The organism is Streptomyces sp. NPDC031670 (assembly GCF_055580545.1).
This window is the reverse complement of record NZ_JBVILC010000027.1, coordinates 19711-46140: the sequence shown is the minus strand read 5'-3', so window position 1 is coordinate 46140 and position 26430 is coordinate 19711. Positions and strand designations below refer to the sequence as shown.

The following is a 26430-nucleotide window of genomic DNA, read 5'->3' as shown; positions in this document are numbered from 1 at the left end:
GGCTCCCTGCCTTTCCTTCCGCCCCCGGGGAATTCCTTCCGGGGGCGGACTTCCCTTTTTTGTGCGACTTTCATGACGGGTAGGACATTGTCCGCTGGTAGGAATAGCAGGGGCAGCAGCGACAGCGCGGACCGCAATACCAGCCCCCATCCCGGTGCCGGTATCGGGATGGGTCACGGTGCCGGTCCCGGTCGCGGTGCCGGTCTTGGATTCGATCTCGCGGACCCCGCGTTCTGGCAACTCCCCCGCGAGCGCCGCCTGGAGGCCTTCGCGCGGCTGAGGCGGCTGGAGCGGCCCGCCTACTTCGTCGAGCGGGCCGCCGGCCGCCGGCGGCCCGAGCGCGGGTTCTACGCCCTCGTGCGCCACGCCGACGTCGTCGGGGCCAGCCGGCAGGCCGAGGTGTTCGCCAGCGCCCCCGGAGCCACCGCGCCCGAACCGCCCCGCTGGGTGCGCGCGGTGTTCGGGGACTCCATGGTCAACCTGGACGGCCCGCGCCACGCCCAGCTGCGCCGGGTCGTCTCGCGCGCCTTCACCCCCCGCGTCCTGGCCGACGCCGAGCACGGTATCCGCGAGCTCGCCGCCCGTATCGTCGACGACCTGGTGGCCACGGGGGCCGACGAGTTCGTCTCGGCCGCCGCCTCGCGCATGGCCTTCGAGGTCATCTGCGACATGCTCGGCGTGCCCGAGCCGGGCCGCGTCGAGATCGCCCGCCAGGTCGACCGTGCCTCCGAGAACGCCGGCGTCGCCCGTACGCTGCGGGCCCGTGTGCGGGTGCCCGGGCGCGGGCTGCGGGCGCTGGCCCGGATGCAGCTGACGGTCGCGGCGCTGGGCCGCGAGCGGCGCCGGCGGCCCACCGGGGACCTCATCTCCGCGCTGGTCGCCGCGGACGTCGACGGACAGGGCCTGAGCACCCGTCAGCTGGGCTCGTTCTTCTCGCTGCTGATGGTCGCCGGTGTGGAGACCACCCGGAACGCCATCGCTCACGCGCTCGCCCTGCTCACCGACCACCCCGAGCAGCGCGAACTGCTCACCGGCGACTTCGAGCGCTACGCGGACGGGGCCGTGGAGGAGATCGTCCGGTTCTCCACCCCCATCATCCAGTTCCGCCGCCATGTGACGCGCCCTCATGTCCTGGGCGGGCAGGCCTTCGTCCCCGGTGACCGGGTCATGCTGCTGTACGCCTCCGCCAACCGCGACGAGGCCGTCTTCGACCGCCCCGACGTCTTCGACATCACCCGCAAGCCCAATCCGCACCTCGGGTACGGGGGCGGCGGGCCGCACTACTGCCTCGGCGCCCATCTGGCCCGCGTCGAGATCAAGGCCCTGCTGCGCGAACTGCTGAGCCGCCCGCTCGCCCTGCGTGCCGTGGGGGTGCCGGAGCTGGGCCATTCCAGTTTCGACAACCGCGTACGGGCCCAGCGCTGTGCGTTCACGGCCGGGGAGGACCGGGCGGCGGCCTCGCGCACCTCCTGAACCCGAACAGATCATCAGATTTGCGCTAGACGGGTTGCGGCGCGCCGATCCGGTGCGGACACGCGCACGGATACGGCCCTTCCCGTGATGCCCGGAGTATTCCTATGACGATCTGGTCTTCTCCTCGCATTCCTGTCGAAGGGTTTGTCCGGCATGCACAACATCTCTGGTTCCGTCGCCCGTGCCGCCGTGGTGGCGGGCCTGGTCACGACGCTGGGTACGGCCTACAGCGCAGCCGCCGCCACGGGCGGTCCCGCGGTGGAGCGCGCCTCGGCACCGCAGGACGCGGCGGCGGCCCCGTACGCCGCGCGTCACGGCGACCGTACGGGCGGCGCCGCCGACTCCGCGTCGGGCCCGCACGACGACCGCGAGAACCACGACGGCTACGGCCGCCCCGATCACGACCGCGACCACGGGTACGGATACGGATACGGAGACGAGCACGGGCAAGGGCACGGGTACGGGCCCAGCACCGGTCACGAGCACGGCGGCGACTACGGCCACGACAGCGACACCGGCGGCGACCACGGCGGCAGCTACGGCGAGGAGCACGGCGGCGGCACCGGCGGCAACCACCACGGCGACTACGGCCACGACCACGACAGCGACACCGGCGACCACCGCAGCGACTACGGCCACGACAGCGACACCGGCGACCACCGCAGCGACTACGGCCACGACCACGACAGCGACACCCCCCGCCCGCACCCCCACCACCCCAAGCCCTCGCACACCACGCCCACGCACCCCTCCCCCGGCCACACCACACCTCCGGGGAAGCCGGTACACCCCCACCACCCCGCGCACCACCCCAAGCCCGCCCACCCGCACACCCCGGGGCACACCACACCGCCCGGCGACCACACCCCCACGGGTGACGACAAACCGTCTCAGCACGGCGGGCCGCCGGAGCAGAACACACCCCCGGAGCACGGCACGCCGCCGCACCCCGGCAAGCCCCCGCAGATGGCCCAGACCGGCAGCGACCGGCTTCCGCTCTTCATCGGCGCGGCCGGCGGAACCCTGCTGATCACCGGTGGAGCGGTGGTGGCGCTGGGCCGGCGCGTGGCCCGGCATCAGCAGACGCAGTAAACCTCCGTTACTTCTGCACGCCGGGCGCGTTTAGCCATGACAACTGCGGTTCGCGGTGGCCGATGGCCCTCGGGAGCCCTGAAGCGTTGGAACAAACAAGGAGAACTTGATGTCTCGTATCGCGAAGACCGTCGCCGTCCTCGCCGGAACGGGTGCGGTGGCGCTGAGCGGTGCCGGCATGGCCACGGCCGACGCGGGGGCGCACGGCGTAGCGTCGAACTCCCCGGGTGTGCTGTCCGGCAACCTGCTCCAGGTCCCGGTCCACGTGCCGGTCAACCTCTGCGGCAACACCATCAACGTGGTCGGCCTGCTGAACCCGGTGTTCGGCAACCACTGCGAGAACGAGAGCGGCCACCACGACCACCACGACCACCACGGCGGCAGCTACGGTCACTGAGCCCGGCCGTCCTCGACGGCTCGGTCCGGACACGGACGGCCCCCGGGTTCTCCCGGGGGCCGTCCGCGTGTCCGCGGCGCGGCGGGCGCCGCGCCGCGGGCCTCAGTCCGCGTACTTGTAGATCTTGCTGTGGTCCAGCAGCGCCGCCGGGGTGGTGTGCCACGGGGGCATCCGCTCGCCGAGGGCCGCCACCCGTCCGCGCTGGGGGTCGTCGGAGCCGAGCGGCCGGGCGGGGCGGTAGCCCGACTTGGGGTGGCGGGCCTGCCAGCGGGACCAGATGAGGTCGACGAAGGCGTGGTGCAGCCAGAACACCGGGTCGTTGACGGCCCCGCCGCCGATCATGGTGCCGCCGATCCAGCGGTGGACGCGGTTGTGGGTGCGCATGGTGTCGGTGCGCGAGCCGTCCGTCCAGCCCTCCATCTTGTTGCGGAAGCCGGTGGGGCTCAGCGAGTTCCACGGCTCGACGTCGTAGACGGAGTCGGCGAGCGCCCGGTTGAGGTCGTCGCGCGGCGGCAGGTCCATCCGGCCGCCGCGGCCGTGGGCGTTGGCGAGGTCGCGGGTGAGGAAGGGGTCCTCGGTCACCCCGGTCTCGATGCTCCAGGCGCCGTGCCGGTAGGCGAACGGCCCGGTCATCACCTGGAGGTCGTCGCGGCGCCCGGTACCGCCCATGAAGTCCTCGGCCCACAGGGACGAGGAGGGCGAGTTGTCGCGCGTCCAGTCCCAGTACGGGACGGTCACCCGCGGGTTGACCTCGCGCAGCTCGCGCTCGAAGTCCAGCAGGAAGCGGCGGTGCCACGGCAGGAAGGACGGCGCCATATGGGCGACGCGCAGCCCCTCGTCCCCGTCGCCGACGAAGTACTCGATGTGCGTGCGCACGAACCGGTCGTACCTGCCCCGGCGCTTGAGCTCCAGGACAGCGTTGACGAAGGCCCGCTTCTCGGCCTTCGTGAGGTTCTTCTGGTTCTTGCGGATGTACACCATGCGGGTTGTCTCACCTGGCCTGTCGGGTGCGGGCGTCACTTGCCGTGGAGCGGGGTCTCGGCCAGGCGGGCGGGCCCCAGGACGTCGACGGCGGCCCGGACGGCCTCCAGCGGCGTGGCGTAGGAGGTGTAGTGGTCCATCGCGCTGATGTACGTGCCGTCCGCGCGGCGCATCAGATGCAGCCGGCGGCCGTCGATGAGCGCCTCGAACCCCGCCCCGGCGGCGCTGGTGCCGCCGGGGCCGGCGTGCGGGAGCACCGCGAGGGTGCCGGGCGGGCGCTCGGGCAGCCGGCCCGTCGCCGCGGCGGCCGTCTGCGCGTGCACGTCGGCGAGGACGGTGCGGCCCTGGATGCGCCGGCCGCGGTAGTTCTCGTCGAAGGCGGCGGGCAGACCGCTGGGCGCGGTGGGTTTCTCGTCGTCGGTGCCGGTCCAGGGCGCGGCCGGATCGGCCGGTTCGGCCCCGGCGCTGGGGGCCGCGTCGATCCGGGCGAGGGTGGTGCCGGTGAAGCTGACGACCGTCAGGGTGAAAAGCCCGCGCAGCACGCCGCGCCGGCCGACGGCGGGGCCGCTCCACCGGGGACGGCCGGGCCGGAGCATGCCGGGGCGCCGCCTGGGTTCCGGCTCTTCGGTGGTCACACGGTCTCCGTTCCGCCCGGGGGCCGACCAGGTGCGTACGGGCCGGGGGCTGATCATTTACAAGGGGGGCATTCGGGACAACGAGGCCGACCGGAAACCGTTCCGGTCGAGTTTGATCAATTGACGTCGGATCCGGCGATCGGCCGTGACGTCCGGGGCGTCCGGTCGTTGGTGCGGGTAGGGCAGAGGAGAATGAACGCCTGCTGGGGTCCCGGAGGTCATCACACTTCCGGGGCCTTGGTTTTTTCCCGGCCGCGCCCGGGCCTCGACGGGCGGAGGGGCTGTCTTCTGACGGGCCGACAGCCAACGGCACTCACTTGCAGTAGCCGCCCGCTCGCTCAGCGCGACAAGTGCGCATGATCGGATTAGCGTCCTAGGTGTCAGTGTTCACCACCTCAGGAGACACCGAAAATGACGTTTCGTCAGATAGCTGTAGTCGCCGCCCTGTCCGCCGCGGCGATCCTCCCGGTCGCCGGCGCCGCCCAGGCAGCGCCCCAGACGGCCCGTACCCCGGCATCGGCGGCACTTTCGTGCGGGTACGGCGAGAAATGCAAGGACGACGACCACCGGGACCACGGCCGCTACGACAAGGGTGGCAGCTACGGTCACGAGGGCCGTTACGACCACGACGGCCGTGACGACCACCACGGTCGCTACGACCACGACGGCGGTTACGACCACCGCCAGCACGTGGGTCTCCTCGGTGTGCTGGGGTGGCTGCTCTAGCTCCCAGCAGGTCGGCACATGAGAACGGCGTGTGCCGCGGACTCCCCGTCCGCGGCCCACGCCGTTTCCTTACGCCCTCGGCGCGCTCCCCGTCCGGACGCCCCGGCTACCCGCGCAGGCGGCTGACGGGCAGGACGCAGTGGCCCGCGCTGGTGAGCGTCCGCTCGTCGCCGACGAAGGCCCGCATCATCTCCTCGGTGAGCGGTGTGCCGGGCACCGCCTCGGGCCAGGCGCGGGTCGCGAAGATGAAGTGCGCGGCGCCCTCGGCCTGGGCGGCGTCCATCCACTCGGGCGGCGTGACGCACTGGACGTTGAGCTGAGGCATCGTCAGGGTCACCTGGCCGCCCTCCAGAAGGAGCGTGAGCGGCAGCCGCGCGCCCTGGGAGGCGTCGTTGACGGTCCCGGCCGGCATGCCGATCTCCTCCAACAGCTCCCGGGCGGCGGCCTCGGCGCCCTCGGCGCCGCCCTCGCCGTCCCCGAGCGGATACACCATCAGGAAGGCCACGTCGCGGTCCTCCTCGAAGTGCGGGCCGCTCCATGCGAGCAGGGCGAGCGTGCCCAACCGGGCGGTCCTGAACGGGCTTGGGGCACTGGAAGTCGAGGTCATGCCGGGACTCTAGCGACATCGGGGAGACACCAGGAGCAAAGGCCACTCGTTAGGGCGAATCGGATTGCGCCGCCCCCAGGCCCACCACCCCGCCCGGCCTCCCCCACCACCCCTGCAAAATTCCCCGCGCCGGGAATTCCGTAATTTCGCCGCAATTCAGTGGAATGCCGGGCCGGAGGGTTTATCAGTGGCCGACGGGAAGTCCGCCGAGAAGGCTCGCGGGGACCAGTCCATTGGTCTTGTTCGCGCTGCCGGTGGCCTGCGAGACCGTGTGGAACAGGGAGTCCTTGCTGTTCGGGTCGAGGGCCTCGGTCTGCACGACCGTCGGCGTGGGGTTGGTCAGGGCCTGGTTCGCCAGCGTCTCCACACCGCCGTTGAGGCTGGTGGGGGCCGGGCTGCCGCCCGCCGCGAACGCCGGAGCCGCGGCTCCCGCCAGCGCCAGGGAACCGGCTACGACCGCGGCAACCTTCATCGGCTTCATCATCGTTCCTTCCGGTGGCGACATTTCGTCGCGGTTTACTGGCTACCGTGTGCGCGTATACACCTGTGCGCGAGGCGAAAAGGGCATGCGCGCTTCGCCCTGACTAACGACCTCCCGGCCCGAGGGAAACCCGGCAATCCTGAAATTGTTGCCCGACCACTCGTATGAAGTGGACCGCCCCGATACTCGTACGAGACGTATTCTCCTATCGGCATCCTGTCGGACTCGGATGCCGGGCGGGAGGGCCGACAACGCGGGACCGCCCTTCCCCCGCGGGGAGAAGGGCGGTCCGGGCACGGCGCCGCCGTGCGAGGTGACGCGGGGAGACGTCAGTCGTTCTTGCACTCGTTGCCGAACGCCGGGTTCAGCAGGCCGACCACGTCCACGCTGTTGCCGCAGAGGTTGATCGGCACGTGCACCGGCACCTGGACGAGGTTGCCGGACAGGACGCCCGGGGAGTTGGCCGCGACGCCCCCCGCGTGGGCGTCGGCGGCGGCGACACCGGCACCGCCGGCGACGGCCGCGGCGGCAGCGGCGGAGAGGGCGAGAGCCTTGGCGGTACGCGACATGGAGAAGCGCTCCTCTTGATGTGGGGCTGTGGCCGGGCGTTGTCGCCCGACCTGTGTATCAACGCAGGTCAAATGCCCCGAGTTGTGGCCCGACCGGGTGAACTCAGTCGTTCTTGCAGGTGTTGCCGAAGACGGGGTTGAGCAGACCGGTCACGTTGACGGTGTTCCCGCACGGCACCGGCGCCGAGGGCCACGACGGCGGCGCGTGTGCACCATCGCGACGGACTTGACCATTCTCCTCATCACTTTTGTCCTTTCAGGGCAAAGACGAGGCACGTGAATCAACGAGGCCGTTGACGACCGGATACGGATGATCACCCGATGGGACACTCCGGAACACATTCATGACGGTCCCCGGCGGCGAATACGGCTACAGTTGCTCCCCACCCATTGACCGCGCGAAACAGCAGCGCGTCGGGTGCTCGGCCATCCGGCTCAGCAATGCGGAATTCAGTGACCGCCCGGGGGAATGACACCCGTTCGGCGGCCCGCTTATACGAATACCTTCCCATGGGCGGAGTGACCTCGCGTGCAGCCGCAATTCCCCGGTACCGGACCGGAAACCCGTCCCGCGCCGCGCCATCCGCACGTCCTGCACCTGGTGCAGCCCGTCGACGGCGGAGTGGCCCGGGTCGTCGCCGATCTGGTGCGCGCTCAGCTGCGGGCCGGGATGCGGGTGTCGGTGGCCTGTCCGGGTACGGGGCGGCTGGGCGCGGAGGCGGCCGGGCTCGGCGCCGACACCCATGTGTGGGAGGCGACGCGCGCGCCGGGGCCGGGTCTGCCCGGCGAGACCGTACGGGCCGCGCGGCTGGTCGGCCGGCTGCGGCCCGACGTGGTGCACGCGCACAGCGCCAAGGCCGGGGTGGCGGCGCGGCTCGCGGTGCGCGGCCGGGTGCCGACCGTGTTCCAGCCGCACGCCTGGTCCTTCGAGGCCGTCACCGGTCCCCTCGCGCTCGCCTCGCGCGCCTGGGAGCGGGCGGCGGTGCGCTGGACCGCGCGGCTGGTGTGCGTCAGCGAGGGCGAGCTCCGCACCGGCGAGCGGGCCGGGGTGCGCGGCCCCTCGGTGGTCGTCCCCAACGGCGTCGACCTCACCCGCCACCGCCCGCCCGCGCCCGGCGAGGACGTACGCGCCCCGCTGGCCGCCCTCGCCGGTGTGGACCCGCACGCGCCGCTGGTGGTGTGTGTGGGGCGGCTGTGCCGGCAGAAGGGCCAGGACGTGCTGCTGGACGCCTGGCGGGAGCTGTCCGGCGAACTGCCCGCCGCCCGCCTGGTCCTGGTGGGCGACGGCCCCGACGAGACGGCCCTGCGCGCGGCGGCGCCCCCGTCCGTCCGGTTCACCGGAGCGGTCGAGGACCCCACCGTCTGGTACCGGGCCGCCGACGTCGTGGTCCTGCCCTCGCGCTGGGAGGGCATGGCCCTGGCCCCCCTGGAGGCGATGGCCTGCCAGAAACCCGTCGTCGTTACTGATGTGGGCGGCTCGTCCCAGAGCCTGCCGCCCGGGCACGCCCCGCACTGCCTCGTCCCGCCGGACAGCCCGCGGGCGCTGGCCCGGGCCGTCGGCGCTCTGCTCCTCGACGCGCCGCTGCGTACGGCCCTGGGCCACCGGGGCCACCAGCACGTGACCACCACCCACGATGTGCGCCGGACGGCGGAAGCGATCGCGGACCTCTACCGCGAACTGACCGGCGCCCGGCGCTCCGAGTGCAGGGAACCCACCTTCAAGTGACTGCGGACAACACCGTTCCCTCCCCAACAGGGGGCGTTCCCTTCCCAGCAGGGGGCGTCCCTTCCCCGGCGGGTCCGCGCCGGGGCGGCGCGGCAGCGGCGGGAGCCGTCGCGACGGTGGCGGAGCCCGGCCGGGCGCCCGCCCCGCCTCCGCTGCCCGTGCGGCGCGCGCCCCGGCCGCGTACGGACGCCGCCCTGATGGCCGTGGACGGCTGCGCGGTGCTGCTGGGAGCGGCGGCGGGCGGCACCGAACCCGGTCGCGGGGCCACCGCCGCGCTGGTCCTGTGCGTCCTGGTCCTGCACGGGCACGCCGGGCTGTACCGGCCGGGCGCCCTCGCCGCCGCACGCGGTGTCCTGGAGGAGGTGCCCGCCCTCCTCTTCCGGGCGGCCGTGGCGTGGTGCGCGCTGGCGGCCGTGCTCCCGGGGCCCGCGCTCGCGCTGCGGGCGCTCGCCGCCTCCTGCGCCGTACAGACCGCGGCGGGCGCGGCCGGGCGCTCCGCCGCGTACGCGGTACGGCGGTGGCGCGCCGCCCGCGCGCCGCGCGCCGCCCTCGTGGTCGGCCCGGCGGGCGCGCTGCGGCTGACCGCGGCGCTCGGACGGCGCCCGAGCGGCGGTATCCGCCCGGTCGGGGTGGTGGTGCCGGTGTTCCAGCCGGTGCCCGAGCCGGTCGGGGTGCCGGTGCTGCGCACCATCGAGGAGGTGCAGCGCGCGGTCATCCAGAACGGCGTCCGCGACGTGCTGTTCACCGACGCCGACGACGCCGACCCCACCCTGCTGCTGCGCCAGCTGGAGAGCTGGGGCTGCGCCCTGTGGTACGTCGACACCCGCGCCCCGGGCGTGGCCGGCCGGGAGGTGCGGGGCGAGGAGCTCGCCGGGTTCCCGGTGCGCCGGGTGCAGGCCGCCGGTGTGCGCCGCCCGGGGTTCGCCGTCAAGCGGGTCCTGGACCTGTGCGTGGCGGTGCCCGCCCTGCTGCTGGCCTCGCCGGTGCTGGCGGTGTGCGCGCTGCTGCTGCGCCGCAGCGACGGGCCCGGTGTGGTCTTCCGCCAGGAGCGCGTGGGCCGCGACGGGCGCCCCTTCACCCTCTGCAAGTTCCGTACGCTGCGCCCCGCCGACGCCCACGAGGCCGCCACCCGCTGGAGCGTCGCCCACGACGAGCGCATCGGCCGGACCGGCCGTCTGATGCGGCTGACCTCGCTGGACGAGCTCCTCAACCTGTGGAACGTGGTGCGCGGCGACATGAGCCTGGTGGGCCCGCGCCCCGAACGCCCCTACTTCGTCGCCCAGTTCGGCCAGTCCCACCCCGGCTACTGGGCCCGCCACCGCATGCCCGCCGGCATCACGGGACTGGCCCAGGTGGAGGGCCTGCGCGGCGACACCTCCATCGAGGACCGCGCCCGATACGACAACTACTACATCGACCACTGGTCGCCCTGGCAGGACGTGTGTGTGCTGCTGCGCACGGCGGCGTCCCTGGCGCGCCCGACCGGGAGCTGACGATGAGTCAGAGTGTGGCGGCGCCGCTCCCGACCACCGCCCCGGCCCGGCGGGCCCTGCCCCCGGCCGTGGCCCGCCACGTACATCTGCTGCCGCTGCTCGCCGTCCTCGCCCTGCTCGCGGCGCCCCAGCCCGGCGGCGCGGGCGGCGAGGGCCCGGGCACCGGAACGCCCGCCGACGCGGCCTGCGCCGTCCTGGCCCTGTGGGCGCTGGGCTCCTCGCTCCGGTCCGGGGCGCGCCCGCTGGCCCCGGCCGCCGCCGCGCTGTTCGGCGCCGCCGCCGCCGGGACCGCGGTGGCCGCCGCCGGGGCCGGCGACCCCGGCGAGGCGCTCGCCGGGCTGGCCCGCTACCTGGAGATCTTCGTCCTGGTACCGGTCTCGGTGCTCCTCCTGGTGCGCGACCGCCGCGACTTCACGGTCGTCGCCCGGGCGCTGGTGGCGCTCGCCCTGGCCGAGGGCGCGGTGGGGGTGCACCAGTACGCCACCGCCACCGGCGCCTCCTACATGGGCGAGGACATCCGCGCCGTCGGCACGTTCGGCGCCTCGGACATCATGGGCATGGCCACCGTCGTCGCGCTCGGCCTGGTGTGCGCGGTGGGCCTGGCGCTCGCGCCCGACGCCCGCGCGGGCCGCGCCCAGCGCCCGGCGGCGCTGGTCTGCGCGGCCGTGCTGCTCGCGCCGCTGGCCCTCTCCTTCAGCCGCGGCGCCTGGATCGCCACCGCCGTCACCTGCGCGGCGCTGCTCCTGCTGGCGGGCGTGCGCAGAGCGGTGGCCGTCGCGGTGAGCGCCCTCGCGCTCGCCGTGGTCGTGGTCGGCGGCGCCGGGGCCGGGACCGCGCTCCTCCAGGAACGCCTCTCCAGCATCACCCGGGTCACCGACGCCCCCGACCAGTCCGTCACCGACCGGTACACCCTGTGGAGCGCCGCCGCCTCGATGTGGCGCGAGGCGCCCCTGACCGGAGTCGGCCTCAAGGGCTTCCCCGCCCACCGCGACAGCCACGCCCCCCTCGCCCTGTCCTCCGGCAGCGACACCGCGGGCGCGGGCGCCGCCTTCCGCCGCCAGCCGCTGCTGTCGCCGCACAACATGTACCTCCTCGTCCTGAGCGAGCAGGGCCTGGTGGGGGTGTGCACCCTGGTCGCCGGCTGGGCGGCGCTCCTCGCCCTCGCCCTGCGCGGGCTGTACGAGGCAGCCGCGGGCCGGCGCCCGGACCGGGACTGCGGGCTGGCCGCCACCGGCCTGCTGCTGTGGCTCCTGACCGACTTCTTCTACGGCGACATCGGCGGACCCTCCACCGTCCTGACCGCCCTCGCGCTCGGCCTGGCCGCCTGGTGGGCCCTGGCTCCGCACGGCGGCGCCGGGACACGGCGGGCGCCGCGGCGATGAGCGACGCCTCCCCCGCCGCGCCGGGCCCCCCGCCGACGGACCGTCACGACGGGGCCCGGCCGGGGGACACCGCCTCCGGCGGGTTCCTGGCCCGGGCCGCGGCCGTCACCGCCGCGCTCACGGTGGCGGGGGCGGTCCTCGGACTGCTGCGCGACCGGACGTTCGCGCACGTCTTCGGCGCGGGCACCGACACCGACGCGTTCCTGGTGGCGTGGACGGTGCCGGAGGTCGCGGCCACCCTCCTCATCGAGGACGGGCTCGCGCTGGTACTCGTCCCCGCGTTCAGCCTCGCCGCCCTGCGGCGCGGACCCGGCGGCGGACCCGGCGCCGGCCCCGACCCGGTGCGCGCCCTGGTGGCCGCCACCCTCCCCCGGCTGATGGCGGCCCTCGCGGGGGTCGCGGCGCTGCTGGCGGCGGCGGCTCCGGCCCTGGTGGACCTGCTGGCGCCGGGCCTGCCCGAGGCGGCCCTGGCCGTCGACTGCACCCGCACCACCGCGACCTGCGTCGTCTCCTTCGGCCTCGCCGGTTACTGCAGCGCCGCGCTGCGCGGCCACGCCCGTTTCCTCGCCCCCGCGACGATCTACGTGGCGTACAACACGGGCATCATCACCGTGCTCCTCGTCCTCGGCCGGGCCTGGGGCGTACGGGCGGCGGCGGCGGGGGTCGCGGTGGGCGGCGTCCTGATGGTGGCGGCCCAGGCCCCGTCGCTGTGGCGGGGGTTGCGGCGCACCGGACGGCGCGGCGCCCGGTGGCTCGCCCCCGGCCCGCACCGCTCGCCCCACCCGCACCAGCCGTACCACCCGCCCCGCATCCCGGAGCAATCGAAGCGGATGCGGCACCCCCGGCGGCCGGGGAAACCGGCCGGCACCCTGCGTCTGGCCATGGTCGCCCCCGTCGTCGTCTTCGCGCTCAGCCGCCAGGGCCAGACGCTCGTGGAGCGGCACCTCGCGGCCCCGCTGCCCGCCGGGGCGATCTCGCACCTGAACTACGCCCAGAAGGTGGCGCAGATGCCGATGGTGCTCTCGCTGATGCTGTGCACCGTCACCTTCCCCGTCGTGGCCCGCGCCCTCGCGGCCGGCGAGACCGAGCAGGCCCGGCGGCGCGTCGAGGGCGATCTGCTGGTGGCGGGCGCCATCGTGCTGCTGGGCGGCGCCGTCGTCGTCGGCTGCGCCCCGCAGATCGTCGAAGTGCTCTTCCAGCGCGGCGCGTTCGGCCCCGCCGACACCGCCGCCACCGCCGCCGTGATGCGCGTGTACGCGCTGGGCCTGCTCGCCCAGACCATGGTGGGCGTCCTGGTCCGCTCCTACTTCTCGGCCGCCCGCCCCACCTGGTACCCGGCCGCCACCATGCTGGTGTGCCTGGCGGTGACCGCCGGTGCCGGGGCGTGGGCCGCGCCCCGCTGGGGGGCGCCCGGCATCGCCGCCGCCAACGCGCTGGGCATCGCCGCCGGCGCGCTGCTGCTGCTCGCCGGCGCGGGCCGCCGCCCGCTCGGCCTCGCCCGTCTGCGGGTCGGCGGCGAACTGCTGAAACTGGCCGGGGCCGGGGCGGGGGCCGGAGCCGCCTGCTGGTGGTGCGCGGCCCGCGTCACCGACCCGGCCGCGGCGCTCGCCACCGGCTGCCTCGCGGCCACCGCCGCCTTCCTCGTGCTGGCCCGCGCCGCCCGCGTACGGGGCTTCGCACCGCTGCTGCTGCTGTCGGCGCTGCTGCGCCCGCTGACCCGCCCCCTGACCCGAAGGCCGAGGCATGCCCGTTGACACCCCTGCCCTGTGGGCAGCGATGTACCACTCCGTCGGTGCCCGCGCCGACGCCCGCGAGGACGACCCGTACGGCATCACCGTCACCCCCCGGCGCCTGGAGCGGCAACTGCGCTGGCTGCGCGCCCGGGGGCTGCTCGGCGTCGGCATGGCCCAGCTGCTGCGGGCCCGTGCCGCGGGCGGCGGCACCCGTCTGGTGGGTCTCACCTTCGACGACGGGTACGCCGACTTCACCGAGGAGGCGCTCCCGCTGCTGCGCCGCTACGACTGCACGGCCACCGTGTTCACCCTGCCCGGGCGGCTCGGCGGCGCCAACGACTGGGACCCGCTCGGCCCGCGCCGCCCGCTCCTGGACGAGGACGGCATCCGGCGCGCCCTGAGCTGGGGCATGGAGATCGGCTCGCACGGCCTGCTCCACACCGACCTCACCACCGCCGACGACGACACCCTGCGCCGCGAGACCACCGAGAGCCGCGCCCTGCTGCGCGCGCTGACCGGCCGGGACGTGCCGGGCTTCTGCTACCCGTACGGACGGTGCGACCAGCGGGCCCTGGACGCGGTGCGCGCGGCCGGCTACGGATACGCCTGCGCCATCGACCCCGGCCCGCTGACCGGCCGTTACGCGCTGCCGCGCGTCCACATCGGCGAGCGCGACACCGGCTGGCGGCTGCACCTCAAACGACGGCTGCACCGCTGGCGGCGCCGGCCGCCCGGCGACGGCCCGGGAGCGGGCTTCCTGACCGAGGCCCCGTCCGCCCGGAGCCGTCCCGTACCGGAACAGGAGGCGCGGTGAGAGTCCTGCACGTCATCACCGGTCTCGGCGTCGGCGGCGCCGAGCAGCAACTGCGGCTGCTGATCGCCGCGTTGCCCGCCTCCTGCGAGGTGGTCGCCCTCACCAACCCGGGAGCCGTCGCCGAGGGCCTGGAGGCCGACGGCGTACGCGTGCACCACCTCGGCATGGGCGGCAACCGCGACCTGAGCGCGCTGCCGCGTCTGACCCGGCTGATCCGCCGGGGCCGTTACGACCTGGTCCACACCCATCTGTACCGCGCCTGCCTGTACGGCCGGGCCGCCGCCCGGCTCGCCGGGGTCCGCGCGGTCGTGGCCACCGAGCACTCGCTCGGCGCCGCCACCATCGAGGGCCGCCCGCTCGGCGCGGGGGTGCGCGCCCTGTATCTGGCCTCCGAACGCCTGGGCACCTCCACGGTCGCCGTCTCCGCGACGATCGCGCGGCGGCTGCGCGAGTGGGGTGTGCCCGCCCGCCGCATCCACGTGGTGCCCAACGGCATCGACGCGGACCGCTTCCGCTTCGACCCGCTGCTGCGGACCCGGGCCCGTACCCTGCTGGCCCTGCCGCACGACGCCTTCGTGATCGGCGGGGTGGGCCGGCTGGTCGCGGGCAAGCGCTTCGACGTCCTGGTCCGGTCCCTGCCGCACCTGCCCGGCGCGCATCTGCTGCTGGTGGGCGGCGGCGAACAGGAGGCGCCGCTGCGGGCGCTGGCGGCACGGCTGGGTGTGGCCGGGCGGGTGTGCTTCGCGGGCGAGTGCGCGTACGAGGGCGGCGGCGGCCTGGACCTGCCCGCCCTGCTAGGCGCCGCGGACCTCCTGGCCTCGCCCTCCGCCGACGAGTCGTTCGGCCTCGCGGTGGTGGAGGCCCTGGCGGCGGGCCTGCCCGTCGTCTACGCGGCCTGCCCCGCCGTCGACGACCTGCCCCCCGGCCGGGCGCCGGGCGCGGTACGGGCCGATCCGGCGGAGTTCCTCGCCGCGCTGCGCGCCGCGAGCCAGGCGCCGCCGGGCCGGCTGCCGGTGCCCCCGGCCGTCGCGCACTACACGATCGGCGCCTCGGCGGCCCGGCTGACGGCCGTCTACGAGGCGGCCCTGCACGGCACGACCCCCGTACTCGGCAGACGGCCCCCCGCCGCCGCCACGGATCCCGCGGACCCGACGAATCCCACGAATCCCACGGACAGTACGGACCCCTCCGTCACGTCAGGAGTGAGCGCACGATGAGCCAATCCCCGAGCCCGTGGCGCCGGATGCCGTCGCACCCGGGCGCCCGGCCGCTGCCGAGGTGGTGGCCGCTGCCGGTGTGCGCGCTGCTCGGCGCGGTCGCGGGCGGTGTGTACGGGCTGGCCCGGCCCGCCGAGTACTCCGCGACCAGCTATGTCGTGGTGACCCCCACCGGCAAGTCGGACCCCGCGACCGCTCTGGGCTTCGCCCAGGCGTACGGGCGGGTCGCCACCCAGGTCGCGGTGGTCGGCGACGCCCCGGCCTGGGCCGGGGTGCCCGCCGACACCATCCGCCGCCAGGTGCGGACGTCGACCTCCCCGGACGCGCCGATGATCGCCGTCACCGGCACCTCGGGGCGGCCGGCCGAGGCCGCCGACATCGCCAACGCGGTGGCCCGCGCGCTGACCGTCAACGGCACGCACACCGAGGCGAGTACGGGTGTGCGCCTGGTGCAGTTCTCGCGCGCGGCCGAGCCCGTCGACCCCTCGTCGGCGCCCGCCTCGCTGACCGCCCTGGTCGGCGCCTGCGCCGGGGGCCTGACCGGCGCCCTGGTGCTGCTCGTCCGGCCCGCCCGGCGCGAGAGCGCGCCGGTACCGGCCCCCGCCCTGCCCGCCGGTATGCCCTACGGCGGCGCCCGGTGACGGTCACGACGGCCCGGGACAACGCCCTGGTGGCCGAGGTGTGCACGGACAGCGGCCCCTTCGCGGGGCTGGCCCGGGAGTGGCGGGAGCTGCACGGACGCTGCCGCACGGCCACCCCCTTCCAGAGCCACGCCTGGCTGCACTCGTGGTGGACGTCGTACGGGGTGAGCGGCAGGCTGCGCGTCGTGCTGGTGCGCCGGGACGGCCGACTGGTCGCGGCGGCCCCGCTGATGCTGGTCTTCCGCCCCTTTCGCACCCTGGTGCCGCTGGGCGGCGCGATCACCGACTTCACGGACGTGCTGCTGGACGACGCGTGCGCGCCGCAGGCGGCCCGGGCGCTGGCGGCGGCGGTGCGGGAGGCGGCCGGCGGCGCGCTGGTGGACCTGCGCGAGGTCCGGCCGGGCGGCGCCGCCGAACTGCTGCACGCCCACTGGCCGGGGGCGAGCGCCCGGCTGGCGGACTCGGTGTGCCTGGAGCTGCCCGCCGCCCCCCTGGACGACCTGCTGGCCCGGCTCGCCGCCAAACCGGCCCAGCGGGTACGCGCCAAGCTCCGCAGGATCGATGCGCTGGGGGTGGCCGAGCGGGCGGTGGCGCCCGAGGAGGTCCCCGCCACCCTCGACAGCCTGCTCACCCTGCACCGGCTCCAGTGGCGCGGGCGCGGGGTGACCCGTGAGCACGTACGCCCCCGGTTCGCCGAACACCTGGACCGCTCGGTACGGCTGATGGTGGCTCAGGGGGACGCGGTCCTCACCGAGTTCCGCCTGGACGGCACGGTGGTGGCCGCCGACCTCACCCTCCAGTCGCCGTCGCTGTCGGGCGGCTATCTCTACGGCGCCCACCCCGCCCTGCGCGAGCACAAGGTCGATACGGCGACGATGCTGATGCGTGCCTCGGCCCGCCGTCTGGACGGCAGTGGCCGCGCGGTGCTGAGCATGCTGCGCGGCACCGAGCCGTACAAGCACCACTGGCGCCCCGACACCGTCCGCAACCAGCGCTTCCTGCTGGCCCGCGGCACCCGCGCGGCACCCCTGCTGTGGTGGTGCGCCGGATACGTACGGGCGCGGCGCCGGGCCGCGGCGGCCGTACGGGAGCTGCGCGCACGGCGCGCGGCGGCGGCCGGCCGCAGGCCCTCCCCGGCGCGGGGCACCAACTCGGCACCGGACAAAGGGGAATAGCGCCCGGCGGCGGAAGCGCGACGGCCGGTGTGCCGGACCGGGCCACCCGGCCGCCCCGCCGCCCACCCCCCCCCCGGCAGGATTCACAACCGGAAGGAAGCCTTCGCCCGCAGAATTGCGAGCATGCTGATTCCTTCCGAACTCGTCCGCCTCGACGAGCGTGTGCACGCCTGGCTGCCCCACTCCCCCGGCACCTGGGGCATGGCCAACTGTGTGGTCGTGGGCTCCGAGTCCGACGCCCTGCTGGTCGACACCCCCTACACCGCGGGCCTCACCCACGCCCTGGTCGAGGCGGCCCGGCGCGTCCTTCCGCCCGGGGCCCGGTTCTCGACCGTCGTCAACACCCATGCCAACGGCGACCACAGCTACGGCAACGGCCTCTTCCCCGACGCGGAGATCATCAGCACCGAGGCGAACCTGGCGCACCTGTGCGCCGAGCCCACTCCCCCGCAGCTCCAGGCCGTACTCGACGGCTGCCGGGCCGAGGTGCCCTTCGAGCGGTATCTGCTGACGCACTTCGGCCGGTACGACTACACCGGGATCGACGTCGTCGCCCCGACCCGCACCTTCAGCGGCCGTCTGGACCTCCTCGTCGGCTCGACGCCGGTCGAGCTGCACGAGGTGGGGCCCGCGCACACCGCCGGGGACCTGGTGGTGCACCTGCCGGACAGCGGTGTGGTGTGCGCGGGGGACATCCTGTTCGTCGGGGACGTGCCGGTGCACTGGGCCGGACCCCTCGACGGGGTGATCGCGGCCTGCGCGCGCATCCTCGCCCTCGACCCGCGCGTCATCGTCCCGGGCCACGGTCCGCTGGTGGGCCAGGACGAGGTGCGGGCGTACATGGCGTACATGGAGGAACTGCGCGGGCGCGTCCACGATCTGCACCGCGCCGGTACCGGTGTGGAGGAGGCCGCGCGGGTGGTGCTGCGGGAGCTGCGGCGGCCGGGGCTCGGGCTGTGGGAGCGGCTGGCCGTCCTGACGGCCGTGGAGTACCGCCATCTCGACGGCTCCGGCGAGCCGTTGCAGCTCGTGAACGTGCTGGACGCGGCGGTGCGGCTCGCCCCGGACTGCGTACCGGAGACGGTGGCCGGGCGCACCGAGCTGGTGGCGGGGCTGCGGGACCGGCTCCCGGCCGCGCAGCCGGCGGTGGCCGAGAGCTGACCTCCGCCCGCCGCCCCACCGCGCCTCACGCCGCGCTGCGGGCGGCTCTCCCCTCGCGCGGCGGCGCGGCCACCCCGGGGAAGTCGAACGGGGTGAGGACGAAGGTGAGCCGCGTCAGGCCCAGCGTGGGGGCGCGGGTGGGGATCTCCTCCACCAGCCGGCAGATCTGCAGGCCGCGGCGCGGGTCGGGGTGGCGCAGTACGCGCAGGGGGCCCTCGGGGTGGGCGAGGTCGGCGCCGGCGTCCGGGGCGCAGCCGTCGACCGCGTCCCGGCACAGGGCGCGCAGCGAGGGGCGGCGGTGCACCTCGGCGTGCAGGGCGCGCAGCGCGGGATCACCGGGGCACTGCTCCCGCGCCGCGGCCAGCGCGGACAGCAGCGAGATCCGCCAGTCGGCGTGGTTGGCGAGGATGCTCCCGGCGTCGGGGTGCAGCAGGCCGAACCGCAGGAAGCTGCGGGCGGGATCGGCGTCCGGGTGGGTGCTCAGGCCCGCGAACAGGTCCCGGTAGGCGTGGTTGGCCGCCTGCACCTCCCACCGGTGGTCGATGAGGAGGGCGGGCAGCGAGAGCGCGTTCATCATCACGTCGTAGTCGGCGAGGACGGCCTGCGCGGCCTTGCCGCACGTCCGCCCGCCCTGGGCGAGGGGCCTGCGTACCCGCGCGGGGAAGCGGCCGACGGTGAGCCGGAACAGGCGCTCCACCTGGTAGTCCGACATCTCCAGAACGTCGGCGAGGGCGAGGAGTTTGCCGTCGGTCCACTCCTTGACCCGGCCGCGCTCCCAGTTGCCGTACGCGCGCGAGCTGACCCCGAGCCGTTCGGCCACGGCCTCCTGGCTCAGCCCCAGACGGCTGCGGCGGCCCCGGATGAGTTCCTGGAGCGGTTCGGGGCGTACGGGCCGTCCGCCCGCCCCCGCCCGCGCCGGGTGCCCCACCCCTAAGACCTCGTGCCTGCCCACCGTCATGGCCATCCCCGTCCCCGTCCCCGTGATGCGGGGCTTCGGGCCCTCGCCCCTGAGGACGGCGGGCGCGCGAAGTCCCGCGCGGCGACGTCGTGTTGACACTTCGTCACCTTTGCCGTGATCCTGCAACTCCCCCGCCACCGGTGTCAACCGGACTTTCCCGCCGGGGAAAGCCCGCTTTGCCCCGGGGGGTGGGTTCAAGCCGCCGCAGTCGTTACGCTCGGGCCTCTGAGGAGCGACGGCGGGGTACGACGAGGGGATGCCGTGACTGACGCCTGCGGGCTCGACGCGATGCTGGACCGCGTACGGTCCCTGATCGAGGAGCTGGAACGGCGGCCCGAGGACGTCCTGGACGCCGTGGAGCTCTCCTACGCCTCCGGGGTCCCGGCGGCGGACGTACGGGAGTTGCTCGCCGGGGGGCGGGTGGCCGAGCCCGGGGTGGCGGCCCGTGTCCAGCAGCGCCTGGAGCTCCTGATGAACACCCGCAGGAGGTGCGGCGACGGCGTCGTACGGCCGGTGGGGGAGGCGGTGTCGCCGCACACCCAGGCCGAGATCGCCCAGGGCATCGGCGTCACCCCGCAGGCACTGCGCGCCTACCGGAAACCGGACCACCCCGCCGTCCCCAGCGTCCATACGGTCCTCGGCATCAGCGAGTGGTTCCGGGTGCACTCCGGCTGGCTCACCGAACCCGCCGACCGCGCCCTCGCCCGCGTCCTGCGCGAGCGGCTCCAGGACCTGGAACGGCAGTCCGCCCAGCGGGAGATGGAGCGGATCCTGCACGACAGGGGCGTCCACGCGCACGCCTTCCGGGCGGTCGGCGCCCTCCCACGGCAGAAACTGGAGGCGCTGATGACCCTGCTCGGCTGCGAGCCGGACGGCAACGATTCCGCCGAAACCCCCGGCCCGCCGCCGATCGGCGCCGCCCCCGGCCGCTGACCGGCCGCCGGCCCAACTCCCTCCCCCACCAGCCACTTCCGCCCGCTCCACCCCGAGGCGCACGGCACACCCCCCGCACACCCAGGTAAACGACCATGGCGCGATCCATGCCCCTCCCGGCAGGGCTCCTTGACCCTGCGCTCCCGCCCCGGTAAGGCGGAGCGCGCGGCGGGGCCGCCCCGGTCCGCCGAGTGACCGAATTTCGCTGGGAGAACCGCTGTCCGGAAGCACCGTTTCCTGGTGGAGTTCCCACTCCTTCGATAGGCATCGTGTCCCGCGCAGAACGCGGCAGCACAGCAAGAGCCATGAGCAGGAGGAGATCCATGCACAGCCTCGCGTCACCGGACCGGGAGATCGGGTACGAGGGCCGGAGCGTGGTGTACGAGACGTGCTGGCCGGACGGTCCGCAGGGCGAGGGCGGGCTGCTCTTCAGCAGTCTGGCCACCGCGCAACGGCAGGCGGAGCACGCCTATCTGCGTGCGGCGGCCGACCATCCGGGCGGCGCCCCGCCCCTCGCCCCGCGCGCCGGCACCGGACGCCTGTCGTGGTTACGGCAGGACGCGCACGAGGGACGGGCGTACGAGACCTGGAGTCTGCTCGACGGGGGTGAGCGGACTCCGGTCTCCGTCAGCGCACGGCCCGTCCACCACGGCACGGTGGCGCCCGCGACCCTGACGACCTGGCGTACGTTCGCACCGCTGCCCGCCCCGCCCCGCCACACCCGGGGCAGGGCGGCCCACTGCCGCGAGAGTCCGGTGCACCATGCCGCCACTCCCCCGGCCACCGCTCCCCGCGCATCGACGGCCGGACCGTACCGCTCCCCCGGCCCGGCGGTGTCCTCGGTCGAGGAGCTGCTGACCCGCTTCCGCGAGCACCCGGACCTGTCCGAGTCGATGTACGCGCTCTGCGGGTTCGACATGTCGTGCCGCGACCACGGGGAAATGCTGACCGTGTCCTCGGGCGTGCCGGTGGAGGGCTTCGCCGGGGACGACGTCGGCGGGACCTACTTCCTGTGCGGCGACCCCGGCGAGCAGCGCGCCGTGGTGTACGCGAGCCCCGAGGGCGAAGGCGGTCTGATCGCGGACAGCCTCACCGACGCGCTGCGCGTCATCATCGGACTGCCGGGCTGGCAGGACTGCCTGCGGTTCTCGGGGGGCGGCAGTCTGACGGCCATGCGGGCGGCGGCGGCGTATCTGGAGAACGACCTGCGCCGGGTCGAGCCGCACCTCACCGCGCGCCGCGCCCGGCTGGCGGACGCGCTCTCCCTCGACCTGCCGCCCGTCCACCTGCTGCTGGCCCGGCTGCGGGACGCGGTCGAGCGGACCTCGCCCTCGTACGTCCTGAAGACCGCCCGGGGCGCCCTGTGCACCTCACTGTTCGGCACGCTCACCCCCGCCGACAACCCCGGCTGGAGCAGCCCGTAACGGGCTGCGGTTATCACGGCGTGATAGGTCGGCTGCCGCCCGCGCGGCTCACCGGGCCTATCACGGCGTGATAATCGCCGGGGTCCGCCGGACCCCCGAGGCCCTTCCGGCCGTCGTGTCAGCCGGCCGCCGACGGTTCCGCCGCGGCGGCCTCCCGGTCCCGGACCGCCTCTTCCTGGAGCCTGACCACCATCCGGGCGCGCTCCACGGGCGTCATCCGCGAAATCGCGATCTCCGCGCAGGCGACACCGTCGGTCCAGGGCATCTTGACGACGGGCCGGGCGGAGGGCGCGGAGGGCGCCTCGGGGCGCTGGGAGGGGAGGTCGCCTCCATGGGAGGACGGTGCGGACGCGTGCTCGGGAGTGGCCGCGGGGTTGGCCGGGGGGTTGGCCGGGGGACCCGGATTATCACGGCGTGATAGCTCGGCCGCTCCCCCGGCGCCCCCACTCACCTTCCCGGCTGCGGCTGCGGGCGCGGTCGCGGCACCGATCGCACCGGCGGCTGCGGTATCGGCCGGGGCGCCGACGGCGACGGCCGCCGCCGGATTATCACGGCGTGATAGGTCGGCCTCGCGCTCGCGGCTATCACGGCGTGATAGATCCGCCCCACCGTCCCGGCTATCACGGCGTGATAGATCGGCCGCCTCGCCATCCTGGCTATCACGGCGTGATAGGTCCGTACCGTCGTCCCGGCTATCACGGCGTGATAGATCGGCCGCCTCGCCGTCTTCGCTATCACGGCGTGATAGGTCGCCGCGCTCCGACTCGCCTCCCCCGTCCGGATTATCACGGCGTGATAGCTCGGCAGCCCGCCTGCTCGCCTCCCGGCGCTCCTCCGCCGCCGCCGCTCGGGCATCGGCCTGGGCCCGCTGCTGCTCGGCGTCGTACTTCGACAGGTTCCGTACGTGCTCGACCTTACGGCGGCCCTCCAGGAGATCGGCCTGGAGTTCCGGGGTCAGATCGAGGACCGACAGCTTGGAGGAGATCGTGGACTGGGCGATACCGAGCCGCTTGGCGGCGCGGCTCTGGGAGCCGTAGAACTCCACCAGCTTCTTCAGGGCGTGCGCCTGCTCCAGCGGGTTCATGTCGTCGCGGTGGACGTTGGCGACGAAGGCCGCTTCGAGGAGGGCCTCATCGGTGGAGACGAGAGCGTTGTCGACGCTGACCCGGACCGTGGGGACGCCCGCGAGTTTCGCGGCGGCCAGTCGCCGGTGGCCGTCGATGACGATGAAGCGGGTGTCGGGATCGAGGTCGTCGGCCCGGTCGGGCCGCTCCCGCAGATACGCCTCGACGGACGCGACGGTGATGGCGTTGATGAGACCGATCTCCCGAATGCTGTCGGCCAGGCCGTCCAGGTCGCGCAGTTGCTCGCGCGGGTTGTCCGGGTTCTGGCTGATGCGGCCGACCGGCAGCTCGGTGGGGTCGGGGACCCCGGCGGTGGGGGCGACGGTGGCGGCGCCGATGGCGGCCCGACGGGCGGAGACCGCACGCGCCTGCCCGAACGACGAACCGGCTCCGAGGTTCTTGGCCTTGCTGCTCACTTGCTGATCTCCCGGGCGAGGGCGCGCAGCCCCACGGACTGGTCGCAGCGCGGGGCGTACGACAGGAGCGGACGCTTGACCCGTACCGCTTCCTTCTGTTCCTTCAGGTCTCCGATGACGCCGACGACGCGCGGGTCCTTGATGTCCATCCAGGACTGGAGGGAGGACGTGGCGATGTAGCCGCGCCGGGCGTCGTAGTGGTTGACGACGATGCCGAGGTAGTCGAGCTCCAGGGCGAGGTCGGTCCGCATGTCCTCTATCTGCGACGTCAGCAGGTCGTAGGCGTCGGCGCTGCTGTCCTCGGCCTGGACGACGATGAGGGTGCCGGAGTTCCCGGGCACCTCGTCGGGGCGGCGGCGTCCGTAGTAGGCGGCGGCGTCCATGCTCAGGCCGAGACTGGGCGGGCAGTCGATGAGGATGACGTCGTAGTCGGCCTCGACGGGGGCGAGGGCCCGTTCGAGCGCGGCCTCCCGGGCGCGTACGGAAGCCAGGCGTACGTCGAGGAGGAAGGCGTCCGTGCAGGCCGGCAGGAGGTGGAGGCGGTCGCCGAAGCGGTCCTCGTCGATGGCGACGATCACCTCGCGCAGCTCGCCCTTGGCGTCGCCCGCCATGTGGTTGGTGAGGGAGTCGCCGCCCATGGGGAGGGGCTCCTGACCGAGTTGCTTGGTGAGGTGGCCCTGCGGGTCGAAGTCGACGAGCAGGACGCGCTGTCCGAGACCCGGGAGGTCTTCGAGGGCGAGGGGGTCGTTGCCCCGGCCGTCCTCGCCGTCGTCGAGGAGCGCCGCGAAGTGCTTCGAGACGCGTACGGGCATGAGGGTCGCGGGGTCCTCGGCCAGCGCCTCACCCGTACCGGCGGTGATGGCGGTCTTGCCCACGCCGCCCTTCTGGTTGCAGACGACGATGCGCCGCACGATCGCGGGCCGCCGTACGGCGGGGGCGGGGTGGTGGTCGAGCCATACCTGTACGGACTGGGCGAGTCCCTGGATGAGGGAGACGCCCCGGTCCTTGCAGTCGCCCCGGAAGCCGGCCCACTGCTCGGCGGGCAGGAAGGTGGCGAACGACTCGGCACCGGAGGTGTCGATGGGGGAGAGGTTCGAGCCGAGGCTGCGCCAGGTGGTGATGCCGGTCTCGACGGCCTCCTGGATGTCGACGCCGAGCTGGGCGGCCCGGATCTTCAACTCCTGGCGAAGACGCAGGGGAAGCTTCGAGACGACCTTCTCCCGGTCGCTTCTGGATGCAGGTGAGGTGGGTGAGGTCATGGAACGTAACTGTACTAACGCCGAAGATCCTTTGATGGACCGACACGTTAGCTTTCTGACTTTGAGGGCGGGGGAGTAGGGGACGAAACAGCCCAAGAGGGGTGAAGTTCGCGGTGGGGGAGGGGAGTTATCACGGCGTGATAGGCCGGGGAGAGCTATCACGCCGTGATAGATCGCGAAGCACGCACAGTCGCGGGACCTATCACGCCGTGATAATCCGCGCCCCTCGTCCCCACGCACCCGGGCCGCTCACGGGGTTGCGGTGGGTGAGGGAGGGGCGGGGAATCGAACGCCGCTTGTCCGTACGAACGTTTTCGGCCTATTCCAGAGGCGCTTGTGCGAGCCGAGCCGCAGAGGTGGCGGCCGGGGCGCCGACGATCACCCGAACTCCCGGAACATGCCCCGCCCGCCCGGAACTTCGGCACGAGACCCCGAACGCGCTGTCGAAACGATCCGTCAGCGCGTTTAATGCGCCCATGCGCAGACGGGGCAACACCCGGGCCGGCCCAACGGCCCTCACGGCAGCCCTGGCGGCCCTGGCGGCCCTGGCAGCCCTGGCGGCCCTGCTGACGCTCTGTACGGCCGCCTGCGGCCCCTCCACCACCCCGGAGGCCCCCGACGGCCCGAGCGGGGGCAAGAGCCGCCCAGCACCCCGTACGGGCTTCTCCGTCCGCTACGAGCCCCCCGCCACCCCCGACCGCCCCGACGCGGCCTTCCTGCGCGGGCGCGAGGTCCTGGAGCGGGCCTCCGCCGACGTCGCCTCCCTCGTCCCCGCCGCACGCCTGGGCCGTGCCGTGGAGGCGGTCGCCCGCTCCTGCGCCGGAGAGGGTTCGGCCTACGACCCCGAGACCCGGCGGATCGAGATCTGCTACGACGACGTGGCCCGGGAACGGGCCCTGTTCGCGGCGGCGGGGGTGCGCCCGGCGGACGAGGAGGCCGCCGCCGTACTGACGGAGACGTACTTCCACGAGGCGGGGCACGCCCTCGCGGACGTACTCGGCCTGGACCTCGGCGCCCGGGCGGAGGAGGACGCGGCCGACGAGTTCGCCGCCCTGATGCTGATCCGGCGGGGCGCGCCGGGGGAGCGGGAGCTTCGGACGGCGGCCCGGGAGTACGAGCTGTCGGCGGCGGCCGGGGAAGGCGATCCCGGCCCGGGCGACGAGCCCAGGGACGAGCACTCCCCCGACCGGGATCGGGCCGCCCGCCACCTCTGCCTCCTCCACGGCGCCGCCCCCGCCCGCACCGCCGACCTGGTCGGGTCGGAGCTGCTCCCCCGTACGCGGGCCGGCCGCTGCGGGGAGGAGTGGCGCACGGTGCGCGAGACCTGGCAGAAACGTCTCGCTTCGCTCGGCAGGCCCAGTGGGCGAGGGTCCAGCGACTGAAGCGACCGGAGCGACTCAAGGCCGGAGAAGGCTCGGGCCGGAACAGAAGGCACAGAACAGAGGCCAGAACAGAAAAAGACGGCCCAGGAGGCGGAGGACCGGCCGGGGTGACCGCTGTCGGAGCGACCGAAGGCCGAAGCGACTGAAGACCGAGTCCCCTGAAGACCGAAGCGACTGAAGACCGAGTCCCCTGAAGACCGAAGCGACTGAAGCGACCGAAGCGACTCAGGCCCGAACCTTTTGGCGTGTCCCGGACCAGACGCGGGGGCAGGTGCGGAACTCGGTCGCTTCAGTCGCTTGAGTAGCTGGGCCCGCGAGCGCTTCGGTCGCTGCCCTTCAGTCGCTGCCGAACCCTTCGGTCGCTGTTACGCGCGGTAAGGGTGACGGCGATTTGGGCGTTTTGCGAACGCAGCTACTGAACCGAGCGACCGTGAGAGCTTCAGTAGCTGTTCAGTCGCTGCCATGAAACCGCAGGTCAGAGACGTACGGGTGCCCGGATCAGCGACTGAAGCGACTCTGGCTCCAGTATTAGGTAGCCGTTTTGGTGATTTCCTCGTATGCGCGTGTGAGTTATAAGTAGGGGTTTTTAGTCGCTGTGAGTCGCTTGTGGATCTCCACATGGCCTCTGACC

General features: G+C 74.1%; 25 protein-coding genes. 16 read left to right on the top strand and 9 right to left on the bottom strand.

The annotated features are described in order from the left end of the window. The first annotated feature begins 168 nt into the window (after window positions 1-168). The 3 genes from ACZ5ID_RS32710 to ACZ5ID_RS32700 all read left to right on the top strand — a co-directional run bounded on the left by ACZ5ID_RS32710 (window position 169) and on the right by ACZ5ID_RS32700 (window position 2962). Window positions 169-1473: a cytochrome P450 gene (locus tag ACZ5ID_RS32710; protein WP_468905251.1), complete on the top strand. Its 1305-nt coding sequence runs from the start codon at window positions 169-171 to the stop codon at window positions 1471-1473. A 153-nt stretch (window positions 1474-1626) separates the two neighbouring features. Continuing rightward, entirely contained in the window at window positions 1627-2565 is a 939-nt protein-coding gene (locus tag ACZ5ID_RS32705; protein WP_468905248.1) for a hypothetical protein, read from the top strand. A gap of 109 nt (window positions 2566-2674) precedes the next feature. Then, the gene (locus ACZ5ID_RS32700; protein WP_468905245.1) at window positions 2675-2962 is read left to right on the top strand and encodes a chaplin; all 288 of its coding nucleotides are present in this window, start codon (window positions 2675-2677) and stop codon (window positions 2960-2962) included. Between the two features lie 102 nt (window positions 2963-3064). Here ACZ5ID_RS32700 and ACZ5ID_RS32695 read toward each other — a convergent pair whose 3' ends face one another. Beyond that, window positions 3065-3943 (bottom strand): tyrosinase family protein, encoded by an 879-nt coding sequence (locus ACZ5ID_RS32695; protein ID WP_468905242.1) that lies wholly within the window; start codon window positions 3941-3943, stop codon window positions 3065-3067. 35 nt (window positions 3944-3978) lie between these two features. After that, window positions 3979-4578: a tyrosinase family oxidase copper chaperone gene (locus ACZ5ID_RS32690; protein ID WP_468905239.1), complete on the bottom strand. Its 600-nt coding sequence runs from the start codon at window positions 4576-4578 to the stop codon at window positions 3979-3981. Between the two features lie 411 nt (window positions 4579-4989). Between ACZ5ID_RS32690 and ACZ5ID_RS32685 the strand changes: the two genes are divergently transcribed. Further along, a complete protein-coding gene (locus tag ACZ5ID_RS32685) occupies window positions 4990-5304 on the top strand; it encodes a hypothetical protein (RefSeq protein ID WP_468905236.1) in 315 nt (104 codons plus the stop codon). 106 nt (window positions 5305-5410) lie between these two features. On the opposite strand, the gene ACZ5ID_RS32680 is transcribed toward ACZ5ID_RS32685, so the two are convergent. The 4 genes from ACZ5ID_RS32680 to ACZ5ID_RS32665 all read right to left on the bottom strand — a co-directional run bounded on the left by ACZ5ID_RS32680 (window position 5411) and on the right by ACZ5ID_RS32665 (window position 7139). Continuing rightward, entirely contained in the window at window positions 5411-5911 is a 501-nt protein-coding gene (locus tag ACZ5ID_RS32680; protein ID WP_468905233.1) for a DUF5949 family protein, read from the bottom strand. Between the two features lie 184 nt (window positions 5912-6095). Further along, window positions 6096-6392, bottom strand: a complete 297-nt coding sequence (locus ACZ5ID_RS32675; protein WP_468905231.1) for a hypothetical protein — start codon at window positions 6390-6392, stop codon at window positions 6096-6098. 329 nt (window positions 6393-6721) lie between these two features. After that, on the bottom strand, window positions 6722-6961 hold the full coding sequence (locus ACZ5ID_RS32670; protein ID WP_468905229.1) for a chaplin: 240 nt from the start codon (window positions 6959-6961) through the stop codon (window positions 6722-6724). A gap of 103 nt (window positions 6962-7064) precedes the next feature. After that, window positions 7065-7139 carry a chaplin family protein gene (locus ACZ5ID_RS32665; RefSeq protein WP_468905381.1) on the bottom strand — a complete coding sequence of 25 codons (75 nt, stop codon included), beginning with the start codon at window positions 7137-7139 and terminating at the stop codon, window positions 7065-7067. A gap of 351 nt (window positions 7140-7490) precedes the next feature. Here ACZ5ID_RS32665 and ACZ5ID_RS32660 point away from each other — a divergent pair, with 351 nt between their 5' ends. The 9 genes from ACZ5ID_RS32660 to ACZ5ID_RS32620 all read left to right on the top strand — a co-directional run bounded on the left by ACZ5ID_RS32660 (window position 7491) and on the right by ACZ5ID_RS32620 (window position 18303). Continuing rightward, on the top strand, window positions 7491-8687 hold the full coding sequence (locus ACZ5ID_RS32660; protein ID WP_468905227.1) for a glycosyltransferase family 4 protein: 1197 nt from the start codon (window positions 7491-7493) through the stop codon (window positions 8685-8687). Between the two features lie 116 nt (window positions 8688-8803). After that, window positions 8804-10180 carry an exopolysaccharide biosynthesis polyprenyl glycosylphosphotransferase gene (locus ACZ5ID_RS32655; protein ID WP_468905225.1) on the top strand — a complete coding sequence of 459 codons (1377 nt, stop codon included), beginning with the start codon at window positions 8804-8806 and terminating at the stop codon, window positions 10178-10180. A 2-nt stretch (window positions 10181-10182) separates the two neighbouring features. Further along, window positions 10183-11562 (top strand): O-antigen ligase family protein, encoded by a 1380-nt coding sequence (locus ACZ5ID_RS32650; protein WP_468905223.1) that lies wholly within the window; start codon window positions 10183-10185, stop codon window positions 11560-11562. Then, window positions 11559-13316 (top strand): lipid II flippase MurJ, encoded by a 1758-nt coding sequence (locus tag ACZ5ID_RS32645; RefSeq protein ID WP_468905221.1) that lies wholly within the window; start codon window positions 11559-11561, stop codon window positions 13314-13316. The genes ACZ5ID_RS32650 and ACZ5ID_RS32645 overlap by 4 nt, the downstream gene beginning before the upstream one ends. Further along, entirely contained in the window at window positions 13306-14109 is an 804-nt protein-coding gene (locus tag ACZ5ID_RS32640) for a polysaccharide deacetylase family protein (protein WP_468905219.1), read from the top strand. The genes ACZ5ID_RS32645 and ACZ5ID_RS32640 overlap by 11 nt, the downstream gene beginning before the upstream one ends. Then, window positions 14106-15326 (top strand): glycosyltransferase, encoded by a 1221-nt coding sequence (locus tag ACZ5ID_RS32635; RefSeq protein ID WP_468905216.1) that lies wholly within the window; start codon window positions 14106-14108, stop codon window positions 15324-15326. Before ACZ5ID_RS32640 ends, ACZ5ID_RS32635 begins: the two co-directional genes overlap by 4 nt. Next, window positions 15323-15967 carry a YveK family protein gene (locus ACZ5ID_RS32630; protein WP_468905213.1) on the top strand — a complete coding sequence of 215 codons (645 nt, stop codon included), beginning with the start codon at window positions 15323-15325 and terminating at the stop codon, window positions 15965-15967. The genes ACZ5ID_RS32635 and ACZ5ID_RS32630 overlap by 4 nt, the downstream gene beginning before the upstream one ends. Beyond that, window positions 15964-17142: a GNAT family N-acetyltransferase gene (locus ACZ5ID_RS32625; protein ID WP_468905211.1), complete on the top strand. Its 1179-nt coding sequence runs from the start codon at window positions 15964-15966 to the stop codon at window positions 17140-17142. Before ACZ5ID_RS32630 ends, ACZ5ID_RS32625 begins: the two co-directional genes overlap by 4 nt. Window positions 17143-17265: 123 nt before the next feature. Next, on the top strand, window positions 17266-18303 hold the full coding sequence (locus ACZ5ID_RS32620) for an MBL fold metallo-hydrolase (protein ID WP_468905209.1): 1038 nt from the start codon (window positions 17266-17268) through the stop codon (window positions 18301-18303). A 25-nt stretch (window positions 18304-18328) separates the two neighbouring features. Here the strand turns inward: ACZ5ID_RS32620 and ACZ5ID_RS32615 are convergent, their stop codons facing one another. Beyond that, window positions 18329-19261 carry an MmyB family transcriptional regulator gene (locus tag ACZ5ID_RS32615; RefSeq protein WP_468905207.1) on the bottom strand — a complete coding sequence of 311 codons (933 nt, stop codon included), beginning with the start codon at window positions 19259-19261 and terminating at the stop codon, window positions 18329-18331. A gap of 261 nt (window positions 19262-19522) precedes the next feature. Between ACZ5ID_RS32615 and ACZ5ID_RS32610 the strand changes: the two genes are divergently transcribed. After that, entirely contained in the window at window positions 19523-20194 is a 672-nt protein-coding gene (locus ACZ5ID_RS32610) for a hypothetical protein (RefSeq protein WP_468905205.1), read from the top strand. 323 nt (window positions 20195-20517) lie between these two features. Beyond that, entirely contained in the window at window positions 20518-21618 is a 1101-nt protein-coding gene (locus ACZ5ID_RS32605) for a hypothetical protein (protein ID WP_468905203.1), read from the top strand. 118 nt (window positions 21619-21736) lie between these two features. On the opposite strand, the gene ACZ5ID_RS32600 is transcribed toward ACZ5ID_RS32605, so the two are convergent. Both ACZ5ID_RS32600 and ACZ5ID_RS32595 read right to left on the bottom strand, forming a co-directional pair. Then, a complete protein-coding gene (locus ACZ5ID_RS32600) occupies window positions 21737-23158 on the bottom strand; it encodes a ParB/RepB/Spo0J family partition protein (protein ID WP_468905200.1) in 1422 nt (473 codons plus the stop codon). Further along, complete coding sequence (locus ACZ5ID_RS32595) at window positions 23155-24417, bottom strand: ParA family protein (RefSeq protein WP_468905197.1); 1263 nt, start codon at window positions 24415-24417, stop codon at window positions 23155-23157. Before ACZ5ID_RS32595 ends, ACZ5ID_RS32600 begins: the two co-directional genes overlap by 4 nt. Window positions 24418-24893: 476 nt before the next feature. On the opposite strand from ACZ5ID_RS32595, the gene ACZ5ID_RS32590 reads away from it, so the two are divergent. Then, entirely contained in the window at window positions 24894-25799 is a 906-nt protein-coding gene (locus ACZ5ID_RS32590) for a DUF4344 domain-containing metallopeptidase (RefSeq protein WP_468905194.1), read from the top strand. Window positions 25800-26430: the final 631 nt, after the last annotated feature.

Coding starts and splice junctions, on each gene's coding strand:
- ACZ5ID_RS32710 (WP_468905251.1), top strand. CDS start 169: ATGGGTCACGGTGCCGGTCCCGGTCGCGGTGCCGGTCTTGGATTCGAT.
- ACZ5ID_RS32705 (WP_468905248.1), top strand. CDS start 1,627: ATGCACAACATCTCTGGTTCCGTCGCCCGTGCCGCCGTGGTGGCGGGC.
- ACZ5ID_RS32700 (WP_468905245.1), top strand. CDS start 2,675: ATGTCTCGTATCGCGAAGACCGTCGCCGTCCTCGCCGGAACGGGTGCG.
- ACZ5ID_RS32695 (WP_468905242.1), bottom strand. CDS start 3,943: ATGGTGTACATCCGCAAGAACCAGAAGAACCTCACGAAGGCCGAGAAG.
- ACZ5ID_RS32685 (WP_468905236.1), top strand. CDS start 4,990: ATGACGTTTCGTCAGATAGCTGTAGTCGCCGCCCTGTCCGCCGCGGCG.
- ACZ5ID_RS32680 (WP_468905233.1), bottom strand. CDS start 5,911: ATGACCTCGACTTCCAGTGCCCCAAGCCCGTTCAGGACCGCCCGGTTG.
- ACZ5ID_RS32675 (WP_468905231.1), bottom strand. CDS start 6,392: ATGAAGCCGATGAAGGTTGCCGCGGTCGTAGCCGGTTCCCTGGCGCTG.
- ACZ5ID_RS32670 (WP_468905229.1), bottom strand. CDS start 6,961: ATGTCGCGTACCGCCAAGGCTCTCGCCCTCTCCGCCGCTGCCGCCGCG.
- ACZ5ID_RS32650 (WP_468905223.1), top strand. CDS start 10,183: ATGAGTCAGAGTGTGGCGGCGCCGCTCCCGACCACCGCCCCGGCCCGG.
- ACZ5ID_RS32645 (WP_468905221.1), top strand. CDS start 11,559: ATGAGCGACGCCTCCCCCGCCGCGCCGGGCCCCCCGCCGACGGACCGT.
- ACZ5ID_RS32640 (WP_468905219.1), top strand. CDS start 13,306: ATGCCCGTTGACACCCCTGCCCTGTGGGCAGCGATGTACCACTCCGTC.
- ACZ5ID_RS32630 (WP_468905213.1), top strand. CDS start 15,323: ATGAGCCAATCCCCGAGCCCGTGGCGCCGGATGCCGTCGCACCCGGGC.
- ACZ5ID_RS32620 (WP_468905209.1), top strand. CDS start 17,266: ATGCTGATTCCTTCCGAACTCGTCCGCCTCGACGAGCGTGTGCACGCC.
- ACZ5ID_RS32615 (WP_468905207.1), bottom strand. CDS start 19,261: ATGACGGTGGGCAGGCACGAGGTCTTAGGGGTGGGGCACCCGGCGCGG.
- ACZ5ID_RS32605 (WP_468905203.1), top strand. CDS start 20,518: ATGCACAGCCTCGCGTCACCGGACCGGGAGATCGGGTACGAGGGCCGG.
- ACZ5ID_RS32595 (WP_468905197.1), bottom strand. CDS start 24,417: ATGACCTCACCCACCTCACCTGCATCCAGAAGCGACCGGGAGAAGGTC.
- ACZ5ID_RS32590 (WP_468905194.1), top strand. CDS start 24,894: ATGCGCAGACGGGGCAACACCCGGGCCGGCCCAACGGCCCTCACGGCA.